Source organism: Corynebacterium sp. HMSC034A01 (genome assembly GCF_001838175.1).
Classification (GTDB): Bacteria; Actinomycetota; Actinomycetes; order Mycobacteriales; family Mycobacteriaceae; genus Corynebacterium.
Genome location: NZ_KV835915.1, coordinates 1 through 23,047, shown reverse-complemented (window position 1 = coordinate 23,047; position 23,047 = coordinate 1). Strand labels below are relative to the sequence as shown.

14 protein-coding genes are annotated in these 23,047 nt (G+C 54.3%); 13 read left to right on the top strand and 1 reads right to left on the bottom strand.

Annotated features, from left to right (window positions below; genetic code table 11):
* Positions 1-3 precede the first annotated feature (3 nt).
* From HMPREF2791_RS11460 to HMPREF2791_RS00020, 8 genes are all read left to right on the top strand, one after another.
* The gene (locus tag HMPREF2791_RS11460; RefSeq protein ID WP_083327825.1) at positions 4-1,539 is read left to right on the top strand and encodes a glycosyltransferase family 4 protein; all 1,536 of its coding nucleotides are present in this window, start codon (positions 4-6) and stop codon (positions 1,537-1,539) included.
* Positions 1,536-2,786, top strand: coding sequence for a nucleotide sugar dehydrogenase (locus HMPREF2791_RS00050; RefSeq protein ID WP_070843736.1), 1,251 nt, complete (start codon positions 1,536-1,538; stop codon positions 2,784-2,786). The genes HMPREF2791_RS11460 and HMPREF2791_RS00050 overlap by 4 nt, the downstream gene beginning before the upstream one ends.
* 71 nt (positions 2,787-2,857) lie before the next feature.
* Positions 2,858-4,180 (top strand): nucleotide sugar dehydrogenase, encoded by a 1,323-nt coding sequence (locus HMPREF2791_RS00045; protein ID WP_246825270.1) that lies wholly within the window; start codon positions 2,858-2,860, stop codon positions 4,178-4,180.
* A gap of 68 nt (positions 4,181-4,248) precedes the next feature.
* Positions 4,249-5,103, top strand: a complete 855-nt coding sequence (locus tag HMPREF2791_RS00040; protein ID WP_168168275.1) for an ABC transporter permease — start codon at positions 4,249-4,251, stop codon at positions 5,101-5,103.
* Positions 5,087-5,911, top strand: coding sequence for an ABC transporter ATP-binding protein (locus tag HMPREF2791_RS00035; RefSeq protein ID WP_083327823.1), 825 nt, complete (start codon positions 5,087-5,089; stop codon positions 5,909-5,911). The genes HMPREF2791_RS00040 and HMPREF2791_RS00035 overlap by 17 nt, the downstream gene beginning before the upstream one ends.
* A 120-nt stretch (positions 5,912-6,031) precedes the next feature.
* Positions 6,032-7,144: a glycosyltransferase gene (locus tag HMPREF2791_RS11710; protein ID WP_168168274.1), complete on the top strand. Its 1,113-nt coding sequence runs from the start codon at positions 6,032-6,034 to the stop codon at positions 7,142-7,144.
* Between the two features lie 9 nt (positions 7,145-7,153).
* A complete protein-coding gene (locus HMPREF2791_RS00025) occupies positions 7,154-9,934 on the top strand; it encodes a glycosyltransferase family 2 protein (RefSeq protein ID WP_083327822.1) in 2,781 nt (926 codons plus the stop codon).
* A gap of 14 nt (positions 9,935-9,948) precedes the next feature.
* On the top strand, positions 9,949-12,498 hold the full coding sequence (locus HMPREF2791_RS00020; RefSeq protein ID WP_141764861.1) for a glycosyltransferase: 2,550 nt from the start codon (positions 9,949-9,951) through the stop codon (positions 12,496-12,498).
* 108 nt (positions 12,499-12,606) lie between these two features.
* Here the strand turns inward: HMPREF2791_RS00020 and HMPREF2791_RS11455 are convergent, their stop codons facing one another.
* Positions 12,607-13,539: a glycosyltransferase gene (locus HMPREF2791_RS11455; protein WP_168168273.1), complete on the bottom strand. Its 933-nt coding sequence runs from the start codon at positions 13,537-13,539 to the stop codon at positions 12,607-12,609.
* A 506-nt stretch (positions 13,540-14,045) separates the two neighbouring features.
* On the opposite strand from HMPREF2791_RS11455, the gene HMPREF2791_RS11705 reads away from it, so the two are divergent.
* The 5 genes from HMPREF2791_RS11705 to HMPREF2791_RS00005 all read left to right on the top strand — a co-directional run bounded on the left by HMPREF2791_RS11705 (position 14,046) and on the right by HMPREF2791_RS00005 (position 23,043).
* Positions 14,046-15,107: an ATP-grasp fold amidoligase family protein gene (locus tag HMPREF2791_RS11705; RefSeq protein WP_141764860.1), complete on the top strand. Its 1,062-nt coding sequence runs from the start codon at positions 14,046-14,048 to the stop codon at positions 15,105-15,107.
* Between the two features lie 124 nt (positions 15,108-15,231).
* Entirely contained in the window at positions 15,232-16,635 is a 1,404-nt protein-coding gene (locus HMPREF2791_RS11700) for an asparagine synthetase B family protein (RefSeq protein WP_141764859.1), read from the top strand.
* A gap of 548 nt (positions 16,636-17,183) precedes the next feature.
* The gene (locus HMPREF2791_RS11695; protein ID WP_141764858.1) at positions 17,184-18,050 is read left to right on the top strand and encodes a hypothetical protein; all 867 of its coding nucleotides are present in this window, start codon (positions 17,184-17,186) and stop codon (positions 18,048-18,050) included.
* A 484-nt stretch (positions 18,051-18,534) separates the two neighbouring features.
* Complete coding sequence (locus HMPREF2791_RS00010; RefSeq protein ID WP_141764857.1) at positions 18,535-19,158, top strand: hypothetical protein; 624 nt, start codon at positions 18,535-18,537, stop codon at positions 19,156-19,158.
* A gap of 456 nt (positions 19,159-19,614) precedes the next feature.
* Complete coding sequence (locus tag HMPREF2791_RS00005) at positions 19,615-23,043, top strand: lamin tail domain-containing protein (protein ID WP_083327818.1); 3,429 nt, start codon at positions 19,615-19,617, stop codon at positions 23,041-23,043.
* Positions 23,044-23,047 lie beyond the last annotated feature (4 nt).

Here is a 23,047-nt window from a genome sequence, read left to right as displayed (position 1 = left end):
GAAATGCTGGATGTTCTGCGTTCTTTCAGTGCGTTTACCACGTACATTGCCCAACAGTTTTTGCTGGACCCTCGTGAACTTTCTTCAAAGGTGCGTCGAAAACTGGGGTCTAATGCTCACCGTCATGCACACCTCACCGAAGCCGAACGGCTGGAGGATTTGGGCGAGTACTCTCTGGCGATCCAACGAGCGGACTTCTTTGGTTTGAGGCCTCTGGAAAGTTGGAAAAACCTGCTAGTTCGAATGCGATGCCGTCAGAAATTGGCTTGGTTTGCCACGCCGATCCAGGCGGCAACTGGAGACGACGTTGCCGGGGAACAAGATTTCAGTAATGGGGTCCTGTATATCTGCGGTAACTCACTCCCATATACCAACTCCGGCTATTCGAAGCGCACACATGCGTTACTGAGCGCCATCGCGAAAACAGATTTTCCAGTTGCTGCTCAAACGCGTTTGAATTATCCAGCCGAGATTGGCGAACCGGTATTTCGGATGCAGAACCGCGTTGAGGGAGTCGACTATTTTCGCGTTGTTGAGGCTTTTCACCCTGCGACAGTAAAGCGCTACATTAGCTGTGCCACGCGAGGGATAAGAAAGCGAGCAAACCAAACTCGCCCCATGATTTTGCATACAACTACGGGATTTCCGAACGCAGTGGTGGTATCTCGAGCTGCACAGGACGCAAGCCTGCCATGGATCTATGAGATGCGAGGCGAAATTGAAAAGACTTGGCTTTCTGCTCCGACTAAGAGCGGGCAGCCTCGTTCTGAAAAGTCGGAGCATTATCGGCGCTGGCGGGAAAAAGAGCTCGAAGCTGCGATGCGCGCCACTGGAGTGGTGGTGCTAAGCGAAATCGCTCGTGACAGTCTCATTGCACGAGGAGTCGGGCCCGAGAAGATTTTGGTTGCTCCCAATGCAGCTGACGAAGCAATCTTCTCCTATGAGTTGTCAGCGGAGGAAGCAAAGCGACGAGCTGGGGTGGACCCGGAGAAGATCACAATCGGGACCGTTACCTCGGTGGTCCACTATGAGGGGTTAGAGACTCTGATCCGGGCTCTGGCGTTGCTTCCCCCGACGTATCAGGCTCTCATCGTCGGTGATGGAGACGATCTCAATCGTTTGAAAGAGGTGGCTGAAGAGCTAGATTTGTTATCCCGCATTCACTTCGCAGGGAAGCAGCCTCAAGCTCAAGCGCTTCAGTGGTACCGGGCGTTGGATATTTTCGTTGTCCCACGAAAAGATTTACCGGTATGCAGAACAGTGACGCCGATCAAGCCACTAGCGGCGCTAGCTTTAGAGATTCCAGTGATCGCCTCTGACTTGCCGGCGCTTAGGGAGGTGACCGGTGGTCACGCGACGTATTTTGCGGCGGATAACTCCGACGAACTGGCAAGTGCCATAATAAATTGCCGAGCAACTAGCAAAGATGTCTCGAATGGGAAGGCTTGGGCCCAAAATCGGACTTGGCCGAGAATTGCAGCAGATATCGTGGACTTTTATCGAAAGGCCGCGGGGAACTTAGAAAGCGAGTCACTTTGAGTGAACGAGACAAGCGAGCTTCCGTTTGCGTCGTCGGGCTCGGTTATATCGGACTGCCAACAGCCGTTGTTTTGGCGAAAGCTACCGGGAATGTTGCTGGCTACGAGATTGACAGCGTGAAGCGACAAATTATTTCCGATGCACGAGCGCCCTTTGTAGAGAATGGCCTCGACAAGGCACTTCGAGAAGTTCTTGAATCCGAATCGCTCACGGTGGCAGACACGCTCCCAAATGCGAGCTGCTACATCGTGGCAGTACCGACACCGATTGGCAAAGATAAAAAAGTAGATTTGGCGTATCTGAAATCAGCCGTCGAACATGTGAGTGCGGTCCTTCAAGGCGATGAACTGATCGTCATTGAATCAACCTGTCCACCCGGTACGACGCAGCAAGTCCGGAGTTGGGTTCTTGAAACCCGTCCCGATCTCAGCAGTCAGCTTGAGGGAGATGCAATCCAGTTTGCTTACTGCCCGGAGAGAGTATTACCGGGGAATATACTCTTCGAAATTACGGAGAATGACAGGATTGTGGGCGGACTTACGGAGTCTGCGGCAAAGCGGGCTAAGTCAATGTATGAATCGTTCTGCCACGGAACGATTCATTTGACAGATGCAATCACTGCTGAAATTACCAAACTCGCCGAGAACACTTTTCGCGACATAAACATCGCTTTCGCAAATGAGCTCGAAACTATCTCAAGATATTTAGGAGCCGATGCATGGGAAGTGATTTCTCTAGCAAATCACCACCCCCGTGTGAATATTCTGAAACCGGGTCCCGGAGTTGGCGGGCACTGCATCGCGGTTGATCCGTGGTTTCTAGCAGCAGCGTCGGAGAATCCGACGCCGATGATCGAGGCAGCACGGTCGGTAAATGACGGGAAGCCGAAGGAAGTTGTAGAGCGTGTCATTGAAGCTCTCGACACGGAAGCCACCGCTTCCATTCTCGTGCTTGGAATCACATTTAAAGAAAATGTTGACGATGTCAGGGAGTCACCTGCGGTCACGGTAGTCTCAATGCTGTCACGAGAGTTGCCTTGTAGTGACATTCTTGTGGTTGATCCAATGGCGTCGGAGCTCCCGGAGAGTCTAGGCGGAGCGGTAAACGTTCAGTTTAGCCAGGAGATACCCCATAGTTTGCAGATCTTCGACGCTGTTGTCGGTCTTGTCGCGCATGACGCCTTCAGCGCACTCGAGGTTAGCGTTTTCGGAGAAGCGGCGGTCATTGATACCCGGAACATGTTCTAGATGTGCGCGAACCGGCGAGTAAAACGTATAGTTAATGCATTGATCTACGGATAGGCTTTTGCGGCTCGCTCGTGATCACCGACGGTAAACGATTAACCCGATTGGGAGGAATTGTGGAAAGAACAGCGACGATTGTGGGGCAGGGATACGTTGGCCTGCCTCTCGCACAAGCAGCAGCAAAAGCGGGTTGGAAGATTTGGGGGCTGGATACCAACGCAAAGACCGTTGAAGCGCTAAATAGCGGTAAGTCCCACGTCGACGACCTATCGGACGGTGAGATCGAGGAGATGATCTCGCTCGGCTACGAGGCTACGGTCGACCCAACTTGCATCGCCAATAGTCAAGTGGTGGTTGTCTGCGTACCTACACCTCTTGGAGATGCTGGTTCTCCCGACCTGCGGGCAGTCGAAGCTGCTACGTCCACGGTAGGCCGGCATCTGCGTAAAGGGAGCACCTACATCCTCGAATCAACGACGTACCCCGGTACTACCGATAACGTCTGCATCCCGCTGTTGGAGGGGCACTCTAAGTTCGTCGCGGGTAAGGACTTTCATGTCGCTTACAGCCCAGAACGCGTCGATCCGGGCTCGAAGAAGTTCGGCATCACAAATACCCCGAAGCTAGTCGGTGGTTTGGATGCTGAATCGAGCGAGAAGGCTAAGGGGTTCTACGGAAGCTTCATCGATACGGTCGTTGATATCGACGGTACCAAAGAGGCCGAAACGGCGAAGCTGTTGGAGAATACATTCCGTCACGTCAACATCGCGTTGGTTAACGAGATGGCCCAGTTCTGCAATGAACTTGGAATTAACATTTGGGAAGTTATCCGAGGGGCATCGACAAAGCCGTTCGGATTCATGCGCTTTAACCCGGGTCCGGGTGTGGGCGGACACTGCATTCCGATCGATCCCAACTACCTGTCATACGAGGTTCGGAAAGAACTCGGTTACCCGTTCAGGTTCGTAGAGTTGGCACAAGAAATCAATAATTCGATGCCGACGTACGTTGTAGATCGGGCAGTGCGACTGCTTAACAATGAGAAGAAAGCGCTTAACGGGTCCAACGTACTTCTCTTGGGCATTACCTATAAGCCGAATATCGCTGATCAGCGTCAGTCTCCGGCGGTTCCTGTCGCTCAACGTCTGCTTTCTCTTGGGGCAGACTTGCACTACCATGATCCATTCGTCGAAACTTGGAACGTATCTGACGACCCGAACGATGACGAGATCAAGCTCGACAGGGTAAATGACCTTGATAGTGCGGTTGAAGATGCGGACATCGTAATTCTGCTGCAGCCTCATGATGCCTATGACATTGAAGACCTGGTTAACCGGGCAGGTATCTTCTTTGACACTGTGGGCATTACGGAAGGCGATCGGGCACACCGTCTCTAACAGGTGCTGGAATGCGACCGTTGTAACGGTCGCATCTGCGATCTCAATAGGCAAAAGACTGGAGTATTGTGACCGAAACTATTCACGTCAACATCGGTGGATTGAAGCGTCTCCAGTCGAGGCCACCAATTGGAGAGTACCTCCGAGACATTTGGCGCACCAGAAATTTCACGCTGTTAAATGCTAGGACCGGTGCAAACAAAAACGGTCGCGATACATTCCTTGGTCGAATCTGGGTCCTTTTAGACCCGCTTTTACAGACTGCCTTCTATGGCTTTATCTTCGGTGTGGTCTTGCAGGTGTCTAAAGGAATGGACAATTTTCCGGGTTTTCTGGCTATCGGGGTAGTCTTTTTTCGTATTACTACTCGTGGACTGGCAACTGGAAGCAACCTTGTTCGTAGATCCCGCGCACTTATGTCGTCGTTCAATTTCCCAAGGGGTGCTGTGGTCATAGGCGAGACCTTGAAGCATGCGATTGACGGCATAGTCCCCGCACTGGTGGCAGTAGGTCTTGCGCTTTTGTGGCAGCTTGACAAACCGGTTTCCTGGACAGTGGTGTTGGTTGTCCCTGTCTATGTATTAATGCAGTTTTTCAGCCTCGGCTGCAGTTTCGTGGTTGCTCGCGCGTGTGCATTTCTTCCTGACCTGCGGTCGTTGGTGAATTTGGTCGTCCGCGGCTTGTTCTTTCTATCGGGCATCTTCTTCTCTATCGATCGATTTGTCAATCATCCGACGCTCGAGCTTCTGATGAAACTAAACCCGGTGCACCAGTTTCTTTCAGCAGCGAGAGTCTCTGTGCTCGATGGCACGGTACCGTCTGCTTTTACTTGGGCTTATATAACATGCTGGAGCCTCGGGCTGACGCTCATAGGATTTGTGTACTTCTGGGCAGCGGAGGGGCGCTATGCAACCCTCAAATGATCCAGTGGTGGTAGCCGACAACGTGGGCTTGACGTACCGCCTGAGCACCAGCGGTTCCGCATATCTCCTTCCGTTTCTCGGAAGAGGGGTAAGTGTTGAGGCACTCAAAGGTGTAAGTTTCGCTATCTACCGTGGCGAGTCTATCGGGATTTTGGGGAGGAACGGATCCGGTAAATCCTCGCTACTCTCGATATTGTCAGGCCAGATCGCGCCTTCTTTCGGCGACGTCTTTGTCTCATCAACGCCTTCCCTGCTAAGCGTCTCTGCGGCTCTGCAAGGGGACCTATCTGGCCGAGTAAATGCCCGATTAGGACTTTTGGCGCAGGGGATGACTAGGCAAGAAAGCAAGTGCCGAGCAGAGGAAATCGGAGAGTGGACTGAACTGGGCGATGCTTTCGACCGACCACTTAAAACGTACTCCTCGGGAATGAAAGCGCGGCTTAAGTTTGCAATCGCTACCGAGACAGCCTCGGAGATTTTAATGGTGGATGAGGCTCTTTCAACCGGTGACTCGACCTTCGCGATTAAGGCACGCCAGCGCATGGACAGCTTTCTTGGAGATAGCGGAACCGTGATCGTAGTTTCACATTCGGCATCGACTATTCGAAAACAGTGCAACCGTGTTATTTGGATTAACGATGGAGAGGTGGTTGCGGATGGGGCGGTCGGAGAAATTGCTCCAATTTACGAGAAGTGGAACAAACTGCGAGCTCGGAAGCGGGTCGATGAGGCATCCGCCTTGTTGAAGAGCACCATTGTCGATTACGGGCAGCCAGCTCTTCACATCGTCGACGACAACAGCGGGTGAGCCTCGAAGCTTTGATTTAAGTCCATGTACGAAAGTGAGAAGAGTCCTTTGCGTTGGTCAAAACTACGATCCCGCCTCTTAGCAGGGAAAAACAGGATTAGTGAATCAGACTTTGAGGAAATGACTCGACGGATCGAGCAAAACTGTCGGCCGGTTTCATCCTCCCCGAATCACCGGGTCTTGCTAGTTAGCAGTAACGGTGCAGGTTTGGGGCATTTAACTCGTTTAGCGGCTATCTCACGTTTCCTTAATGGGCAAAGCCTGATCTATACCCTCTCAAGTGCGTATCACGTCCTAGGTAAAAGCTCGAAGGAAATTGTGTACTTCCCATCCTATGGCGATCTCGGCCTGAATGGAGCCGTTTGGAATCCTCTGTTAAAGGCGCACCTAGGCGCAGTTGTCAAGGGGTATAAGCCAGAAATGATCATTTTTGACGGCACATATGTGTATCGAGGGGTCACGGCGGCAGCTCGCCAGGCCGGCGTACCGCTCATTTGGTTGCAACGGGGTTGTTGGCGACATGAAGTGTTTAGGAAAAGCGCACAACGTCAACGGCCAGCAGAATTTGTTGACGGGGTGGTCGTGCCGCGAGACTATGGCTGTGTCGAAGCTGAACCCAGCCACCAAAAAGAAATACAGACAAGTTATGTTAACCCTGTGACGCTGCTTGGCCGTAGCGAGTTGCTAGAACGAGACGAGGCCCGGAGGCAGCTTGGGTTGCCACGCGATAGACGCTTGTTCCTAATTCAGCTAGGGGCTGGAGTGGTAAACGATACAAACCAGTTGAAGTCGGTCGCTATCGCTGCAGTTCGTGGACTAGGGGAGCAGTGGGAGCCGGTTTTAGTCGCGAATCCTTTGAAGAAAGATTTCGAACTCCAGCATGATGATGTATTGAAGTTCAGTGCTTATCCAGTTCTCAAATATCTCAAGGCGTTCGACGCGGCGATCTTCGCAGCGGGTTACAACTCAGTTCAAGAGAGCGTCGTTTCAGAGTTGCCAGCGATTTTTGTGCCTAATCCGCAGACCAAGACCGATGATCAAGTGCGCAGGGCAAAGGGAATGGCTGAAAGGGGCTTGGGGATGATCGCGACATCCGTGGAAGAGGTTAAGAGCGCTGTTTCTGAAATGGGCCAGTCAGACATCCGTGATGCTATTGCCCAGCAGTTGCGAGATACTGGGGTGAGTAATGGTGCCGAAGAGTTTGAAGAAAAGCTGAAAAAGTTTGGGTTTTAAGGTGTAAAAATGGCAAAGGGATTTAGCAAAACACAGATTCTTACACTTGCTGGAGCTGTATCGGCAGTCGCTGCTGCTGTGCTGGCCATCATCGGAAAAATTCCAGCCACCCTTTTCTTTCTATCGCTTGCGGTACTGACTTTGATTGCCGCCGCAGCCGTAATCCATCGTTATCTGGTAAACACAAGGGCTGCCTCAAATCGGCAATTTGAAAAGGTGCGAAAGTTAGTTGAAGAGCAGAGCGACCTAAACTCCGTTGTACTTTCAGAGTCGGGCCTTGGCGCAGGGCATTCGAAAGATCCTGTAACTCCGGCGAAGAAGTCAAAGAAGGCTGGCCAGCCACAAGCTACAAAGACGAAGGAACAGGCGACGAGGCAGTCAGTCCCATCCTCCGTATCTCCACTGGAATCGCAAAGGATTTCCGTTAAAGACCGAGAAGCGGACGTTGCTCGGTCGATTAACAAAGCACCTAAGGCTGCTTCGCGGTTTGCACTAAAGGTAAAAAGCCGGAAGATCCGCGATAATTTCGCAAGGGCGGCATCGGGTAATCTCTATTCCTACAGCCAGCTGATCTCAATCCTTCGTGCGCTGAGGGAAGATGACCTTTCGGATTTTGAGACTGTTAAGAGTTGGGATGCGGATGTCCTTCTTGCTCTGGCGCATGTGCTGGGTAACCAGCGTCTGGATGAATCGGACCTTGAGGACGCGCGGACAATTCTCGTGGTAGCTGCCGCCGTATTCGGGAAAAACAAGTTGAGTCGAGAGGATCGTCTTCTTCTATCAGAAATTGTCGGAGAATGCGGCGACTGGGAGACTGCTGCATACATGCTTGAAACGCTGGGGCTCAAGAAGAGCAACCCAGTTCAGTATCACTTCACAGTAGCGAACCAGTTTGCAGGCAAACCTGGGCATGCGGAGCACTGGTTGAATGCCGTAAACACGATTTATCGAGCGAGCGGCCTCAACCTGCTCGAATTCAACAATGACAACATGACCCACCTAGATCAGCTTGAGGCCGAATCTCTGTCTTCAGTTATCGAGCCTGAATCTCGGCCATTGGTGAGCATTATTGTGCCGACCTTCGAGGGAGCGCCTCGTATCAGGACTGCGTTGAGTTCCCTGGCCGCGCAGAGTTGGAAGAATCATGAGATTTTAGTTATTGACGACGGTTCGAGTGAAGAGAACGTCAATGCGCTGAAAAAAATCATTGCGGAGTATCCGACTGCGAAGCTGGTCCATCTAGATGAGAATCGTGGCGCGTATGTCGCTAGAAATGAGGGGCTCCGCCTTGCAAAAGGCGAATTTGTAACCGTTCACGACGACGACGATTGGTCACATCCACAGAAAATTACCAAACAAGTCGAATACTTGTTGGAGAATCCTGATCTGGTTGGTTCTATATCGAAGCATGCCCGAGTTACAGAGGAACTCAAGTTCACTCGCATCAATCGGAGACCCGAGTTTTCGCAAAATAACATGTCATCATTGCTGGTCCGAACCGAAGATGCTCGAGCCATGGGAGGTTGGCATGAGGTGAATCGTGGAGCTGATGAGGAGTTCACCTTGCGATTGCAAAAAGCGTTCGGGAAGAAAGTCGGATGCTGCTCAGAAACGCCACTGTCTTTCACACGTACACACGAACGCTCGCTGACCTCAGGGGAAATACTCAGGGGGTTCCAGAACCCGTCTCGGATGCTCTACCACTCAGCGTTCACGACGGCACATCGTGGAATCGGTGCAGGCAACACGAAGCTCGAGGTGAAAGCTCTGCCCGCAGATATGGAGGGAAATAAGCGCGGAACTGATTTCGGCGTCTTCGATTTCGGCTATGTTCTCGATGCGAAACTCGATGATGTTACACAAGCATCAGCAGTCGCCGAGTTGCGGTTGCTTGATTCACTTGGTTATCGGGTGGCCATCGTGCATCACCATAGTTTCGAGGGTTCGGCTCTCCCTTTGGTGAATCAGAGGGTGTTGACACTGTTAGAGGAGACTGGGGTGCAGTTCTTCTCATTCCAGAACATAGTGCGGTTCGATTACTTGATCGTTCGTGATGCACGAGCTTTCGAATTTGCTGAAGAAACGACCAGCAAGGTGTCCGCGGAGGAGATTCTGTTCGTCGCTTCTGGTAAGGATCTGAGAGATCCTATGCAGGGTGCGTTAGGACGAAATGCACTGGCCGGCGTTTGTCAAGTTTTCGGCAAACAGGAAGCCGATATTCGGATCCTGGATGACTGGGTGGGGCTGAGTCCGTTTGGTACGCGTCAGACTCGTATGTTGGATCCAGAATCGAAGCCTGTGATTGGTCGAGGTCGCGCTCCCCAGCCTAAGAATTGGCCAAGTAAGCTGTCCGAAATTAAGGGCGCTTATATGGGAAATAAAGTCTATGACGTTCTGTTAGTTGACGATTTTGATGATTCCAGTGTGCGAATTGAAAGCTTATTGAGGGAAGGTGCGGAGCTCGTCTCTTTGGAGGAGTACGACTTCGCTGACCTAACTGAACGACTTGATTTCTGGGTCGATATGGGAGAGCCACACACCCGTCCGTCGTTGGAGGTGTTGTCAGCGATGTCGGAGGGACTCGTTGTTGTCATGCGCCCAGGTTCTGAAGAGACGTATGGAGATGGTGCATTGTACGTCAAACCAGACGGTCTGCCGACGGTGGTCAAGCGCATGCTTGAGCTCCCCGAACTGTATGAGTTGCAACAGGGACGTGCAGTGCAGCACTTGCCAAAGTTGTGGGACGGTGCAACTTTCGAGGCGTACATTAACGAATTGAGGGAGAATTAAACGTGCGAAATCGGGTGACCTGGCTTGATGAGCGTTCCAGCGCTGCCAGTAGACTTAATACGGACAACTTGCTGCGGGACTACGCGCGAATTTCTTCCCGCCGGCGAGGGGCGGCCATCGCGACAGCTAGGAGAGCGCAGGCGAATAGCTACCTAGACATTTTGGCTACCGAGGCTGCTGGTTCGCCAACAAGTTGGCGGCAATTGCGCGGCGATCTTCTGCATGCGTATACAGAGGGCGGGATCGGCCAGATGCGCTCGGTTATCAGGAAGAGCCTGAACCCGACAGTAGTTGGAGAAGTGGCTAATTATTTACTCCTCTCGAGCAAAACCGAGAGCGAGCAAATGGTCGGGCTAACAATACTTCGCGCAGCTTTGGGTCTGCTTCCATACGATCGCGAGGTGAAGAAATGGCGACGCAATTGCGTCCAGGCACTGATCCTTCAAAAGAAAGACGACGACGTTCGTGCTCTTTTGAAAAAGTGGAAGGAAACTGACAATTCGGATCGTGGGTACCTTCGTGCTGAGCTCAAAAACCCATACCGATTTGGAACTGAGGTTTCTAACCCAGACGCGGACTATGCAGAATGGCTGAATAACTTTAATCTCCGCTTTGTGGCGGAGGGGATCGCCCCAGTGGAATTAGAAATTGCCGAGAAGAAGCCCTTCGATCGACTGACCGCCAAGGCAGACGTGGCTCGAATCGATATGCAACAAGATACTGGACCGCTGATCTCGGTCGTCATGACGTCGTTCCGGCCGAATCGCGATGAGCTAGAAACTTCTGTTCGATCTATCCTAAATCAGACAGTAAGCGATCTTGAGCTGATCATTGTCGACGATGCTTCTGGTCCAGAGTACGATTCGCTTTTCGATGAAGTAGCTACCTGGGACGATCGGATCCGTGTGGAGAAGATGCCAGAGAATGGCGGCACCTATGTGTGTCGAAACCGTGGCCTAACGCTTGCGCGCGGCGAATTTTACACAGGCCAAGACGATGACGACTGGTCGCATCCGCAACGGCTTGAGTTCCAGCTGCGCCAGATGCTGGACGACCCAAACGTTGCCGCATGCAAGGTCGGGGCGGTTCGGTGCGGCGAGGACCTCGGACGAGTGTTCCTTGGCTATAGTTACCGTTCTGGTAACGCCTCGTCTCTCATGGTTCGAGTACCTTTGCTACGGCGTCTAGGTGGGTTTATGCCTGTACGGAAAGCTGCAGATACGGAGCTTGCCGAACGAATTGGAATCGAAACCGGTCGAGAAGTGGTCACTATCGATAAACCGCTCACAGTCGTGAGAATCCTCAGCGATAGTCTCTCGAGAAGTGATTTTTCCGCAGGGTGGAGCCACCCAACCAGAGATAGCTATAAATCTGCCTACAAACTGTGGCATTCAACCGCCGGGAGTCAGGAACTTCGACTCAATATCGACGACCAGAATTCAGTTCCGATTTTTGCTCCACGTCGCATTAGCGGTGCACAAGATGACTTCGAAACTAGCTATGACGTTGTCCTAGCGGGTGACTGGAAGAAATATGGCGGGCCACAGAAGTCAATGCTCGAGGAAGTAAAAGCTCTTACGGGGGCGGGATTCAAAGTGGCGATTTTGCACTTGGAAGCCGCGCGATTCATGAGCAATAAGATCGAGAACCTGAATGACCAAGTTCAGACATTATTGAACGAGGGGATCGTCGATCAGATCTTCTATGACGACGAAGCATCCGCGAAATTGTTGGTTCTGAGGTACCCCCCTATCCTTCAATTTCCGCCCGACGAGCCGTCGAAACTGGATGTGGGCCGCCTAGTAATCCTGGCTAACCAAGCTCCTTCCGAAAGGGATGGGACTGATATTAGGTATCTGGTGCGTGACTGCACAGAGCATGCACGCTTCATGTTTGGTACAGATCCTGTTTGGGCTCCTCAGGGGCCGCAAGTACGGAGAGCTATAGAAACGTACCTAGATGATTTCGAGCTGTGTACCTTCGACCTGCCGGGAATTGTCGACCCGCGAGACTGGCAGAAGCAGAAGATTGACTTTAGTGGGAGAAGGATACCGGTTATCGGGCGCCACTCCAGAGATGATCGAATGAAGTGGCCTGAGACCCGCGAACGATTACTAGCTGCCTACCCGAACGACGGTTCAGTAAAAGTCCGTGCCATGGGGGGACGGGATATAGCCCTTAAGGTTTTGGGGCAAACTGAGCCGCCAACGGACTGGGAGTTGCTCGATCGTGATCAAGAGAAAGTACGTGATTTCTTACATTCATTAGATTTTTACGTGTTCTTCCAGAACACCAACGCCATTGAAGCCTTCGGGCGGTCGATCTTGGAAGCTATCGCAGCCAATTTGGTTGTGATTCTTCCGCCTCACTATGAAGAGGTTTTCGGTCGTGCTGCCGTCTACTGCTCTCCCGAGGACGTCTCGGAAATTATCCAAACATTCCGGGAAAATCCGAAAGAGTACTATTCACAGGTAGAACGCGCTCGAGAGGTGCTAAAACTTAACTACACGCACGATTCCTATCTTCGAAAGATCCAAAGCTTCGTAGCGCACCACTCGAAGTGAGGCAAGATGGCATCAGATCCATTGAACTCATAGCTGTTTCACCAAGTTGAATCAGCCTGCCCCCGTGTTGGCCAGCCATCCTCGGCGAAGCAAGCTCTTGAAGGCTGATTAGAAGATCGGCCGTCTAAAATGTTGGCGCGCTTTCTGGGCTAGTGAGTAAATGCTGGAAAAGTTAGCGTGGGCTCCGAGAACTGCCTTCAGCTGGTCGCTGTCGTTCCACTCTTTAAACTGAATGCTTGGGAAAAGATGATCCTCCAACTCCCCGTTTGGTTTGGGCTGTTGGAGATAGTTGCGAAAACGGTTACCAAGATCGCCTTCGGGCTTATCGACTCCGGAGTCTTGGTCTAGATGCAGGGTATGCAGAAATTGTATGGAGCGGCTATCGACTATGACCGGAGCTTTTCGATCTGCCTTGGTGTGTGGAGCTCGTGGCGGGCCGACCAGTTCACCATCGATGCCGAAGCTACAGATTCTCGCTAAACCGATAGCGATTTTTGGCCTGTGTTCGATCCTGGGTTCTCGGAAGTTGGATCCATCGAAAAACGCTTGTATGCCGAGACCTAATGAGACATAGGAACCCACGAATGGCGCTGCCACGTATTCACCTAAAGCGTCAAAGTAGGTACTTGCGAGGAGATCATCGTCATCTAAACGGAACTCAGCGAAAATATCGCCTTCCGAAAGAGTTTCACGTGCAAAACTGTCGAGAGAGGTACCCCTTCTATTCTTCGGTGTGCGAAGGTCCAAACTGAGCCAAGGGAATCTGTCTGCCGCATTTCTAAGATGACTTGCATAGTGTTCGGGAAGCTCCTCCGAAAAACTGACGAGGTGGAAGATCTTGTGGTGTCGACTTGCGTCCTCTAAAACTGGCAGGGAGTGGTCGAAAAAAATCGTCATCCGACTGTTCATGCGGGACGGAGAATATAGTTCACGCTCGTAGCCTCGGCGGTTACTGCGCCCCGACTTCCTTGACAGGCGCCAGGAGGGAGACGCCGGATCGTAGAGGCTAAATCTTGTGTGGCCTAGAAACGCGCTACTCATCGCTGTCATCCTTCTATAATTCTCGTAGGGCGGTCGCCCACAGTGCTGAAGTTGGGCTCCTACGATTCCGTTGGAAATGCCCACCACAGAAATGATAGGCCTTAGTTAATGCGCGATTTCAAATCTAGTAGAAACCGTGTTCAGGATTGGGGGGGAGGGGCTGTATGGTGGATGCCGGTTAACCTAGCGGTTACGGAAGAACGTGCGTTTGAAGGTGGGTGGCTAGCTAGGTGGGGGCGGATGACTGTGCTCTGGTAGCTGCTCAATCGTTATGGCTGTTCCATGGATTCCTGTCAAGGAAACCCTGCTGTCGACAGACTATGAACGTCGCGTGGTCTCGCTGCTTTGTAACACGAGTCTTCGGGGAAGCGGAAGGTGAGAGTCGTGTAATCTGGACTGGCTTTGATGGCCCAGACGATTGGGTTACTGAAAGAGGCAGTGTTCAATGTGCGAGTCGCTTGTGACCTGTAAACGAACTGCCCCGTGGATTGCTAAGGAGAGTTCAAGTGGCTGAGCCCGGTTCGGAAAAGAAATTGCCAAGCGACATCGTCGCGGAGGCGAGACGGGCGGGCAATGACTATTCGCGCTCGCTTCAGGAAGTGTATCGATGCATTTCCGCTCTCAGGAAAGATGGAAGCCTAGATTCAGCGAGGAAGAAGAAAGCTCTCCAGAACCTCTATAGCCGTCTAAGCTGGAAAGATGTTAAAAGCTCTTTCGCTGGTGATGTTGTAACGGATCGAGTGGGGGTATCTTTTAGGGCTAGCATCTCTCACACGCGTCTGATTAAAGCTGAACTGAAAAAACATGGCTTGAACATCGCTCGTGGAGGCAATCCTAAAAACCAGGATCGTTCGTTTGCGGAGGCCCTAGGAGTTCCGACACCCGGTGTCATAAAGTCGTCTGTGCCGTTCGCGGAAATTGAAGTTGCGCCGCGTACCGTCATTAAGCCCATGCATGGCTCGTCCTCTCGTGGCGTGTTTCTGATCGGCGATGATTTGACCGCAACCTCCGTTTACTCCGGAGTTACCTATCAGTCTTTTCACCAAGGTGTCCGAGCAGAGTTTGATGAGCGCACGCTTGCAAAAAAGCGTAAGTGGATAGTGGAAAAGCTGGTGGGGACATATGAAAAGCCAGCATATGATCTAAAGGTATTCACGTTTTATGGCGAGCCAGTGCTCATCGAGGAAATTCATCGCAATGCGGACGAGCATTCGCGGAATCTCTTCTGTTTCTATCTCCCGGACGGCGAGCAAGTATATGTGGATCGACGTCGCCACCGTTATCAAGGAACCGGTTTTCCCCCGGAAGTATTGGAGTATGCCTCGCGAGTATCGATCAATACGCCGGCGCCATTTATCAGGGTAGATTTCTTGTGTTCTGAAGGGCAGGTGGTACTCGGAGAAATTACGCCACACCCGGGTGGTACCTACCATGGGCAGATTTTCGAAAAGATCGATAAAATGCTGGGACAGAAGTTTATTGAGGCAGAAGGAAGACTCTCAGCGGATTTGCTGCGTGGAAAGGATTTCAGCCTGTATCTGGATACCTACTCGAGTAATCGCAAATAGCATCGCTTCAGTGTCTAATGTTGAACAGAGTTACATAGTGCAAAGTGTGACGAAGATGCTTGCAGGTCAACGTTGTCTTTCCAATCCTGCGTGTCTCAGCCGAATTATCGAAGGTGATTGACCCATGGTTGTGTCTGCTTTCCGTAGGGGGTTTATCCTCGACACGAAGGCTTCGGAATGTCCGGACGGCTTCGTTAAAGGCCCATTGTTGCCTGGTTTTTTCGTGGCTGATAACACAGAGGTATCCGCTAAATCTGACCGATCGTCGGGTGCTTTTATCGTGGTAATTGGCACTTGTGTATCAGTCGGTGATGATGGTCAGGGGGTTGTTGAAGCCCTTCTGGCGCGATTGGCAAGTGATGGCGAACAAGGTCTCTTCGAGTCGATGGACAATCTTGTTGGGCGCTTCGCAATACTCTACGGGGACACGGAGTGCGTCAAAGTGGCCGGTGATGCGACGTGTATGCGCCCCATATTTTATAGCGCCGACGGCACTGCCATTGCTTCTCACGCCTTACTGTTGGCGAAACGGAACGGCAGGCGGGTTGTAAAAAGCCAACTTCCTTTTTCAAGTTCGTTTCCTGCCAACTTCACCCCTTACGAGGGGGTGCGTATCTTGCCACCTAACCTTGTGCTCAAACTGGGAAGCCCGCAGCTTCAGCGGTTTTGGCCAAGAGGACCGCTGCCGCAAATCTCAACAGAGAAGGCCGCCGCACAGGTTCTGGACCTTTCGGTCAAAGGGATGAAGGCTCTGTCAGATGGTCGCGAAACTTGGGCTGCGCTCACTGCCGGCCTCGACTCTCGAGTATTGCTCGCAGTGTGTATTGCAGCGGGGGTCAATTTGAAGACCTTCACCTACGGGAATAACGCCGGGACATTGATTGACCGTCGGGTTGCCTCCCACATCTCCGAACTGTTCGGTATACCTCATTTTGAAGTCCCCACCCGAAGGCCAGAGGGGGCAATGAAAACCGCGCTGGAAGAAGCTCACTACTGGGATCATCACTGGTCTGCAGTAGAACCCCTAAGTGAGGTCATCGGTAACTCGGAGGCAGCAGTATTTAGCGCTAACATTCTCGAACTTGGTCAAAGTAATTACCGGAAACTCGAATGGAACGCTGGCCTTGAAGAGCCTAAGCAAGCAACACAGATGGCTGCGGTTTACCATCGCAAGTTGTCCAGGAAAGCAAAGGATGAGGTGCTGCGTTACGGGAAAGATGAGTACCTATCCAGGGTTTCGAAGAGTTTTCAGGAGCTGATCGACGACGGTGGTCGTCCTTCAGACTGGCTCGATCCGTTTGACGAATACTATTGGAGTATTCGCATGGGAACTTGGCACGGCCCTTCTAGTGTGGAGAAAGACTTCTACGGTGAGCCGTTGAATCCATTCAATAGCAGGGCAGTTATTAAGCCGCTCCTGTCGGTCTCAAAACCAGATCAGTACGATTTATCCGTTTTTCTGCGATTAATCACTAAGGTGGACTGCAGATTACTGGATATCCCGATAAATCCACCGAAGTGGCCATAGTTTTCGGCTGAATCATTACGGGGTTCTGCGGAGGAACGCTTGGCTGTCTTGGCCAGTATTTGGTGTTCCGCGTCGCGGGTAGCCCTGATAGTGGTTTGACGATTCGACGAAATGTGAGGGTTTGACTGGTGTCATCGCGCCCGAAGTTTGCGACGCAGGTCGCAGAAGCAATCGATTTTTCAGAAACAGGTCCTGGGAACAAAGTTTGGCTTTTTAGGCGAGCGCTTCTCCGTCGCAACATTAGAGTTATTAACCCTCCTAAGCGCAAAGGTGACCATCTACCAGTTTGGGGTGCCGCCTATAAGGGCGAAGTAGAGCTCTTCCGTGGCCTAATGTCAGCAGACCGGGGGATGGCTGCCCACAGGTTGGCGAGGGATAAAGCCACCACCAAGTCTGTATTACAAGAAGCTGGGTTGAGGGTTCCAACAAGTTATGATGTCGGAAACGCTCAGAGCGATCCTGATGGAGTCTTCGCGGAGATCCAGTCGCTTGGACTTGTTCCTGGGGTGCTAAAACCTAATGGCGGGTCTCACGGTCGCGGTGTCACGATGGGAATCCGCGATATTGGTGGCTTCCGTAAAGCTTTAGATATGGCGGGAAATTCGGCCATTTTTGAAGAACAAATCTTCGGCAGGGATTATCGTATGCTGACCATCGGCTCCTCGCTGAAAGCTGTTACAGAGAGGAAGCCTTCGCATGTGATCGGCGACGGCGTATCCACAGTTGCGCAACTTGTTTCAACGAAGAACGAGCGTAGGGAATTAAATCCGTCGACCCGTAACCATCCTCTCCTTACCGACGAACATGCTGAGCTTTGTCTAAGTCAGCAGGGGCTGAGTTTCCACTCTGTTCCCAGTGAGGGGGCAGAAGTGTTGCTACGAACAGTGGCAAATGTCGGTTCAGGTGGAGATGCGCACGACCGTACCGATCAGGTACATCCGGGGTTTACTCAGATCTGTGAGAGAGTACCGGAGCATTTTGGATCGCCCGAGGTGCTGGGGATCGATATTATCGCCGAGGACATTTCGGCTGATCCCGAAGGGCAGAAGTGGGGCATCCTTGAGGTGAACGCAAACCCGGATATTGACCTTCAACATTGGCCCTGGAGTGGGGAAGGCAGAGATGTAGCTGACCAGCTAGCACGCACCTATTTTCCCGATAGCCATATTGGTGAGACGGATACGATCATGCTCGAGGTCCGTGGGAAACTCCGATATTCTAAGCTCGAAAATTGGGTCGAGCGGTATAGCGCACTTGCTGGTTTGGGCGTATTGAGTTTTCGGAGTGAGCGGGGTTTGCAATTAAGCCTAACGGGAACTGAAGCTGCAGTTGACTGGTTTGTTGAGATGCTGATTCGCTCCCGTACGGGCTCAATTATACGATCGATTGACCGTACAACCGCTGCGGGCGGTTAGGTTGAAACGGGCGTTCTAAGAAGGCTTCTTCGATCAATTTTGAATGGCGTGATTGTCGGGTTGTAGGTAGATGGCATCTAATTATTTTGAGCACAGTGAACGTTTTCTACGCGATCTCGGTATCGGTAGCGAAACACCGCTTAATACTGCCGAAAAATGGTTGAGCACCACCCAGTTGCTTTATCGCGAAGCGCGACAGCGAGGGTGGGAGACTAGACGCTTAGGGGGAGGCGTTATCGGTTTCTTTGACGGTAGCGAGCTCATAACGACCTCGCGTGGTCTCTCGACTGCTGTAGTGGGGGCAAACGCGGAGGTTATCGCAAGATCGAAGAGCCTTTCCAAAGCGCTGTTTTCAATTGCGGGTCTCCCAGTCCCGAGGGGCACGGAGTTTGAAGCTAGTCAAATGGCTGAAGCGTGGGGGTTTGCGTCGGAGCTTTCAGGGAGCGTTGTGGTGAAACCCAGTGAAGGTTCTAAGGGGAACGGGGTGAGTACCGGCATTACGACGCAAGAACAGTTCTGTGCTGCTTGGTCGAAAGCTGCTGGTCGAAGGCGGCAAAACGTGCTTGTCGAAGAGGAAGTGCAAGGATTAGACACGCGTGCTTTTGTGGTGGATCAAGAGGTCGTCGGAGCCGTGAGCAGAGTGCCGCCATTCGTTGTTGGGGATGGCAGCAGTACAGTTTCTGAGCTTTTGGCGCGTTCTCTTGAGGCGCGTTCAAGGAACGCCTACCTGCAGAAGTTCCAGGTCAGCGTCGACGATCGAATTCTCTTGAGGCAAGGCTTAGGCTTAGAAACGCGTGTAGAACATGGTCAAGTGGTCTTTCTTAACGGTACGAATAACGTTTCGCAAGGTGGGTATTCGATAGATACGTTGGAGTTATTAAGCGACGACTTCAAAAGACTGGCTATTGATGCTGTCCGAGCCGTGCCAAATCTGAAGATTGCAGGCGTGGATCTCATCGCGCGGAATTTCAAGCGCGAAGATGCGTACCTCATAGAGTTGAATGCCGATGCCGCAATCTGGCTTCATCACTTCCCGTCGTATGGGCAGCCTAGGTCGGTTGCCTCTCGCATACTTGACTACCAACGGTCCATCTTTCGTGACCTGTAGGGTTTCGCTCTGATTCAGTTCACTCCTTTGCAACAGCTGCTGTGTACTGTATGGAAGGTTGTAGGCGCGAGCCTCAGTCTCAATCTCGGTATGGCGGTGGATTTTGAAAGTGGATTTGATTTGCGCACGCGTGGCGCGGGAACCGGGGTGATTGCACTAGGGGTACTGAGGGGGCCAAAGTGGTCTTAAAAAAGCAGAAGACCGTAGGGGTGCTCCTTATGTCGGACACTTAGGGAAGCTTTCTTGGTATCTTTGCGATTCAAGTGGGTACTAATTAGCTTCTCGCAGCGATTTATGCTTTGAGGTAACTATTTTGCCTCCCATCGTCCCCACCCGCCTAAGAGAATTAAGTTAATTCACATTTAACCTTAAGATAATCGTAGGTTCCCATTTCACCTATAAGTTCCTTTGCATGCGCCCCAGAAAGGGGCGCAACGTATTGCTAAGGAACTGAAAATGGGAATTCGGAAACGGGCGGTGCGCGGGTGCACCGCCCTTGTGTCCAGCGTCGTCATCGCGCTGCCGATGGCGGCAGCGGTGGCGCCGGCGAAGGCTGCGGACGCGGCTGCTCAGCCAGGCGGCCAGGTGGTCATCAGTGAGATCGCAAACGGCGGCCCCGGCGGCTACCACGACAACTTCATCGAGATTGCCAACTGGGGCGATGAGCCTGTGGACGTCAGCGGCTGGGAGCTGTTCCGCTGCACCGGCACGGGCTCGGTGGCGTCAGCGCCGCAGAACACGCTGCAGGGCACGATCGGCGCGGGGGAGCGTTGGCTGTTTGCGCGGGAGAGCGATCAGTCCACAATCGCGGACGCGGACGTGGAGCAGCGGTACACAACCTCGCTGGCCAACGAGTCCTACGGCGCGCTGCTGCGCGATAGCTCGGGCGAGGACGTCGACGCAGTCGCGATCCAGTTCCCGGGCACTGCTAACCAGGCGTGTGGCGAGGGCACTGTGCTGGCCAACACCACGGACTCCGCCGCCGGCGAGAGCTTCCAGCGCACCCAGGACACCGACGACAACGCCGCGGATTTCATCCGCGCGCCGCGCACCCCGGGCAAGGACAATGCCACCGAGCCGTCGGCGGCGCCAAAGCGCGGCGACGTGCTCATCTCCGAGGTCGCGCACACTGGCGCGGACGGGGAGGGCCTGATTGAGATCGCCAACTTCGGCGATACGGAGGTGGACGTCGCGGACCTGCGCGTGGACGTGGTCAACCAGTTCGGGCGCCGGTTTGCGGGGTATGCGTGGGCGGGGCGGATGCCCGTCGAGAAGCTTGGGCCCGGAGAGGCTGTCGTGGTGCCGCGCGATGAGGGTGGCCGCGACTTCACCGAGGGGGCCGCGGGCGTGGTGTTGTACGACGCCTCCGGTGACATCTGGGACCGAGTTGCTTGGGCGGACAACCAGGATTCCGCCGCCGCTGACGGGACTCCGCTGCCGTACGCCAGCTTGGATGCCACGGGCGGCGTGTCCTACCAACGCGTCTCGAATACCGGCGACAACGCCGCGGACTTCGTAGCTGTGAAGCGCACCGCGGGTGCGATCGAGGTGGGCGAAGCCGCCGAGGAGACAACGCCCGAGTACACCCACGAGGAGCCGCACACCACCGGCGGGGCGAACGTGCTGGTCTCGGAGATGACCAACACCGGCCCGGACGGCAACGGCGACATCTTCCTCGAGCTGCAGAACTACGGCGACGCGCCGCAAGACATGACCGGCTGGAGCGTGTACCGCTGCATCGGCACCGGCGTGCGCGCGTCTGTGCCGCAGGTGTCCGCCGAGCAGCTGGACGGCGTGGTGTTGGAGCCCGGCCAGCGTTTCACTGCGGGCCGCTCCGGGCAGGCGGGCGCGGATATCCGCGCAGCGCAGGACACCACGTTCGACATCTCCTTTGCCACCCAGTACGGCCTGCTCGTATTCGACCAGGACGGCAAGATCGTGGACCGCGTCGGGTCCGCACGCGAGGACGTGGAGAGCTTCTGCGCCATGGGCCAGCCGCTGCCCGGCGTGCTCAACGGCCTGCACGGGGAATCCTGGCAGCGCGTGGATATCACGGGCGATGACCGCCGGGATTTCATTGTGGCGGAGAGGACCCCTGGGCGTCGCAACGCAGAGGCCCCGCAGCACCAGCGCGTGGATTCGCCGGTGAAGATCACCGAGGTCACCAACGGCGGCCCGGGCGGTGCCGGCGATAACTTCTTCGAGCTGACCAACACGGGCGATGCGCCTGTGGACGTCACCGAGTGGCAGGTCTACCGCTGCACCGGCACCGGGCGCGTGTACGACGGCATGCTGCAGCTCAATCTGCCCGACGGTGAGATGGCGCCCGGCGAGGTGTTCACCGCCGCACGCACCGGAGCGGACTCCACGGTGGAGCACCCGGACGCGACCTACGGCACCTCCTTCAACGCCGTCGATGGCTTCGGTTTGATGGTGGTGGACAAGGACCGCAACGTCGTGGACTCCGTTGGCGTGTTCGACCGTGTCGATTCCCCGTGCACCGCGGGCGAGCCTTTGAGCGACACGCTCGATTTCGCCTCCGGCGAGTCCTACCAGCGCGTCGCGTTCACCGGCGACAACGCCAAGGACTACGTTCGCGCGATGCGCACCCCGGGTGAGCACGACCCGGACGTCGAGGCCATTGAGGTGCAAAAGCCGAAGATGGGCGATGTGGTGATCAACGAGATCGCTGCCGGCCGCCCGGATGACAAGGGCGGGCAGAAGGCGCAGTACATCGAGATCATCAACAACGGCTCCACGCCCGCGGACCTGTCCGGGCTGCGCGTGGACTACTGTGCCGCCGACGGTCGCCGCATGCTGGAGCCGGCAGCGGTGGTGCCGGACGGGCTTTCGCTGGCTCCGGGTGGCGTGCTCACCGTGGCCCGTCCGGAGGCGGGCGTGAAGGACGCGCTTGCCACCGACGCCACCTTCCAGCAGGAGGGCTACGGTGCCACAATCACGGATGCCGCAGGCACGCTTCTCGACGCCGTCAGTGTCTACTACGACGACGTGGGCAAGGTGACCAACGCGCCGGAGGGGCCGTGCTCGTCGGCAGGTGTGCCGCTGGACCGCCGCATGCGGTTCACCTCCATCGAGGAGGCGCAGAAGCACGATTACGCCTGGCACCGTGTGCAGTCCACCGGCAACAACTGGGCGGACTTTGTCACCGCGCCCGCCACTCCCGGCTCGGCGGACGGCCCGGAATACCGCGACGTGACCAAACCCGTCGACGGCTCCCTCGACCCGGTCGAGGTCGAGCGCGCAACCCGCACCGGGGTGCCTTCGCTTTCCGACGGCACGCCCCTGACCGCTACCGGCACCGCCGACGCCGACGTGACCGCCTTCGGCGCGAAGACGGCGGCGATCGACTGGTCGAAGTCCGCCGGCTACATTGGCGCTTCCTCGCAGGCGGCGCTGGACACGCGCGTCGGTGAGGGCGAGACCCGTGCCGCGGACGTCCGCAAGATGGACCAGGCACAAGATACCGGCCGCGCGTTCCCGTACCAGCGCTTCGAGCTGGCGGTGGAGCGCCCCAAGGACAGCGTGGTGTCGATTGCGTGGCGCGGCCACTCCCGCGACCGTCACGAGCTGCAGATGTACTTCTTCAACCACACCGTTGGCCAGTGGCAGCGTGTGGACACCGCGGCGGGGGAGGACGGCAGCGATGTCACGCTGGTGGGCACCGGTGCTGTTGCCGATTTCTACCGCGACGGCACCGTGGACGTGCTGGTGCAGGACGGCAAGCGCGTGGCGGACCCGTTCACCGACTCGGACGGTGAGACGAACCAGATGTTCAAGACACCTGGCGAGTACGACCTCGCCATCGCGCACGTGACGGATTCGCAGTACCTCACCGAGCGAGGGTGTCAGGAAGTTTGTGTGTGAGGCT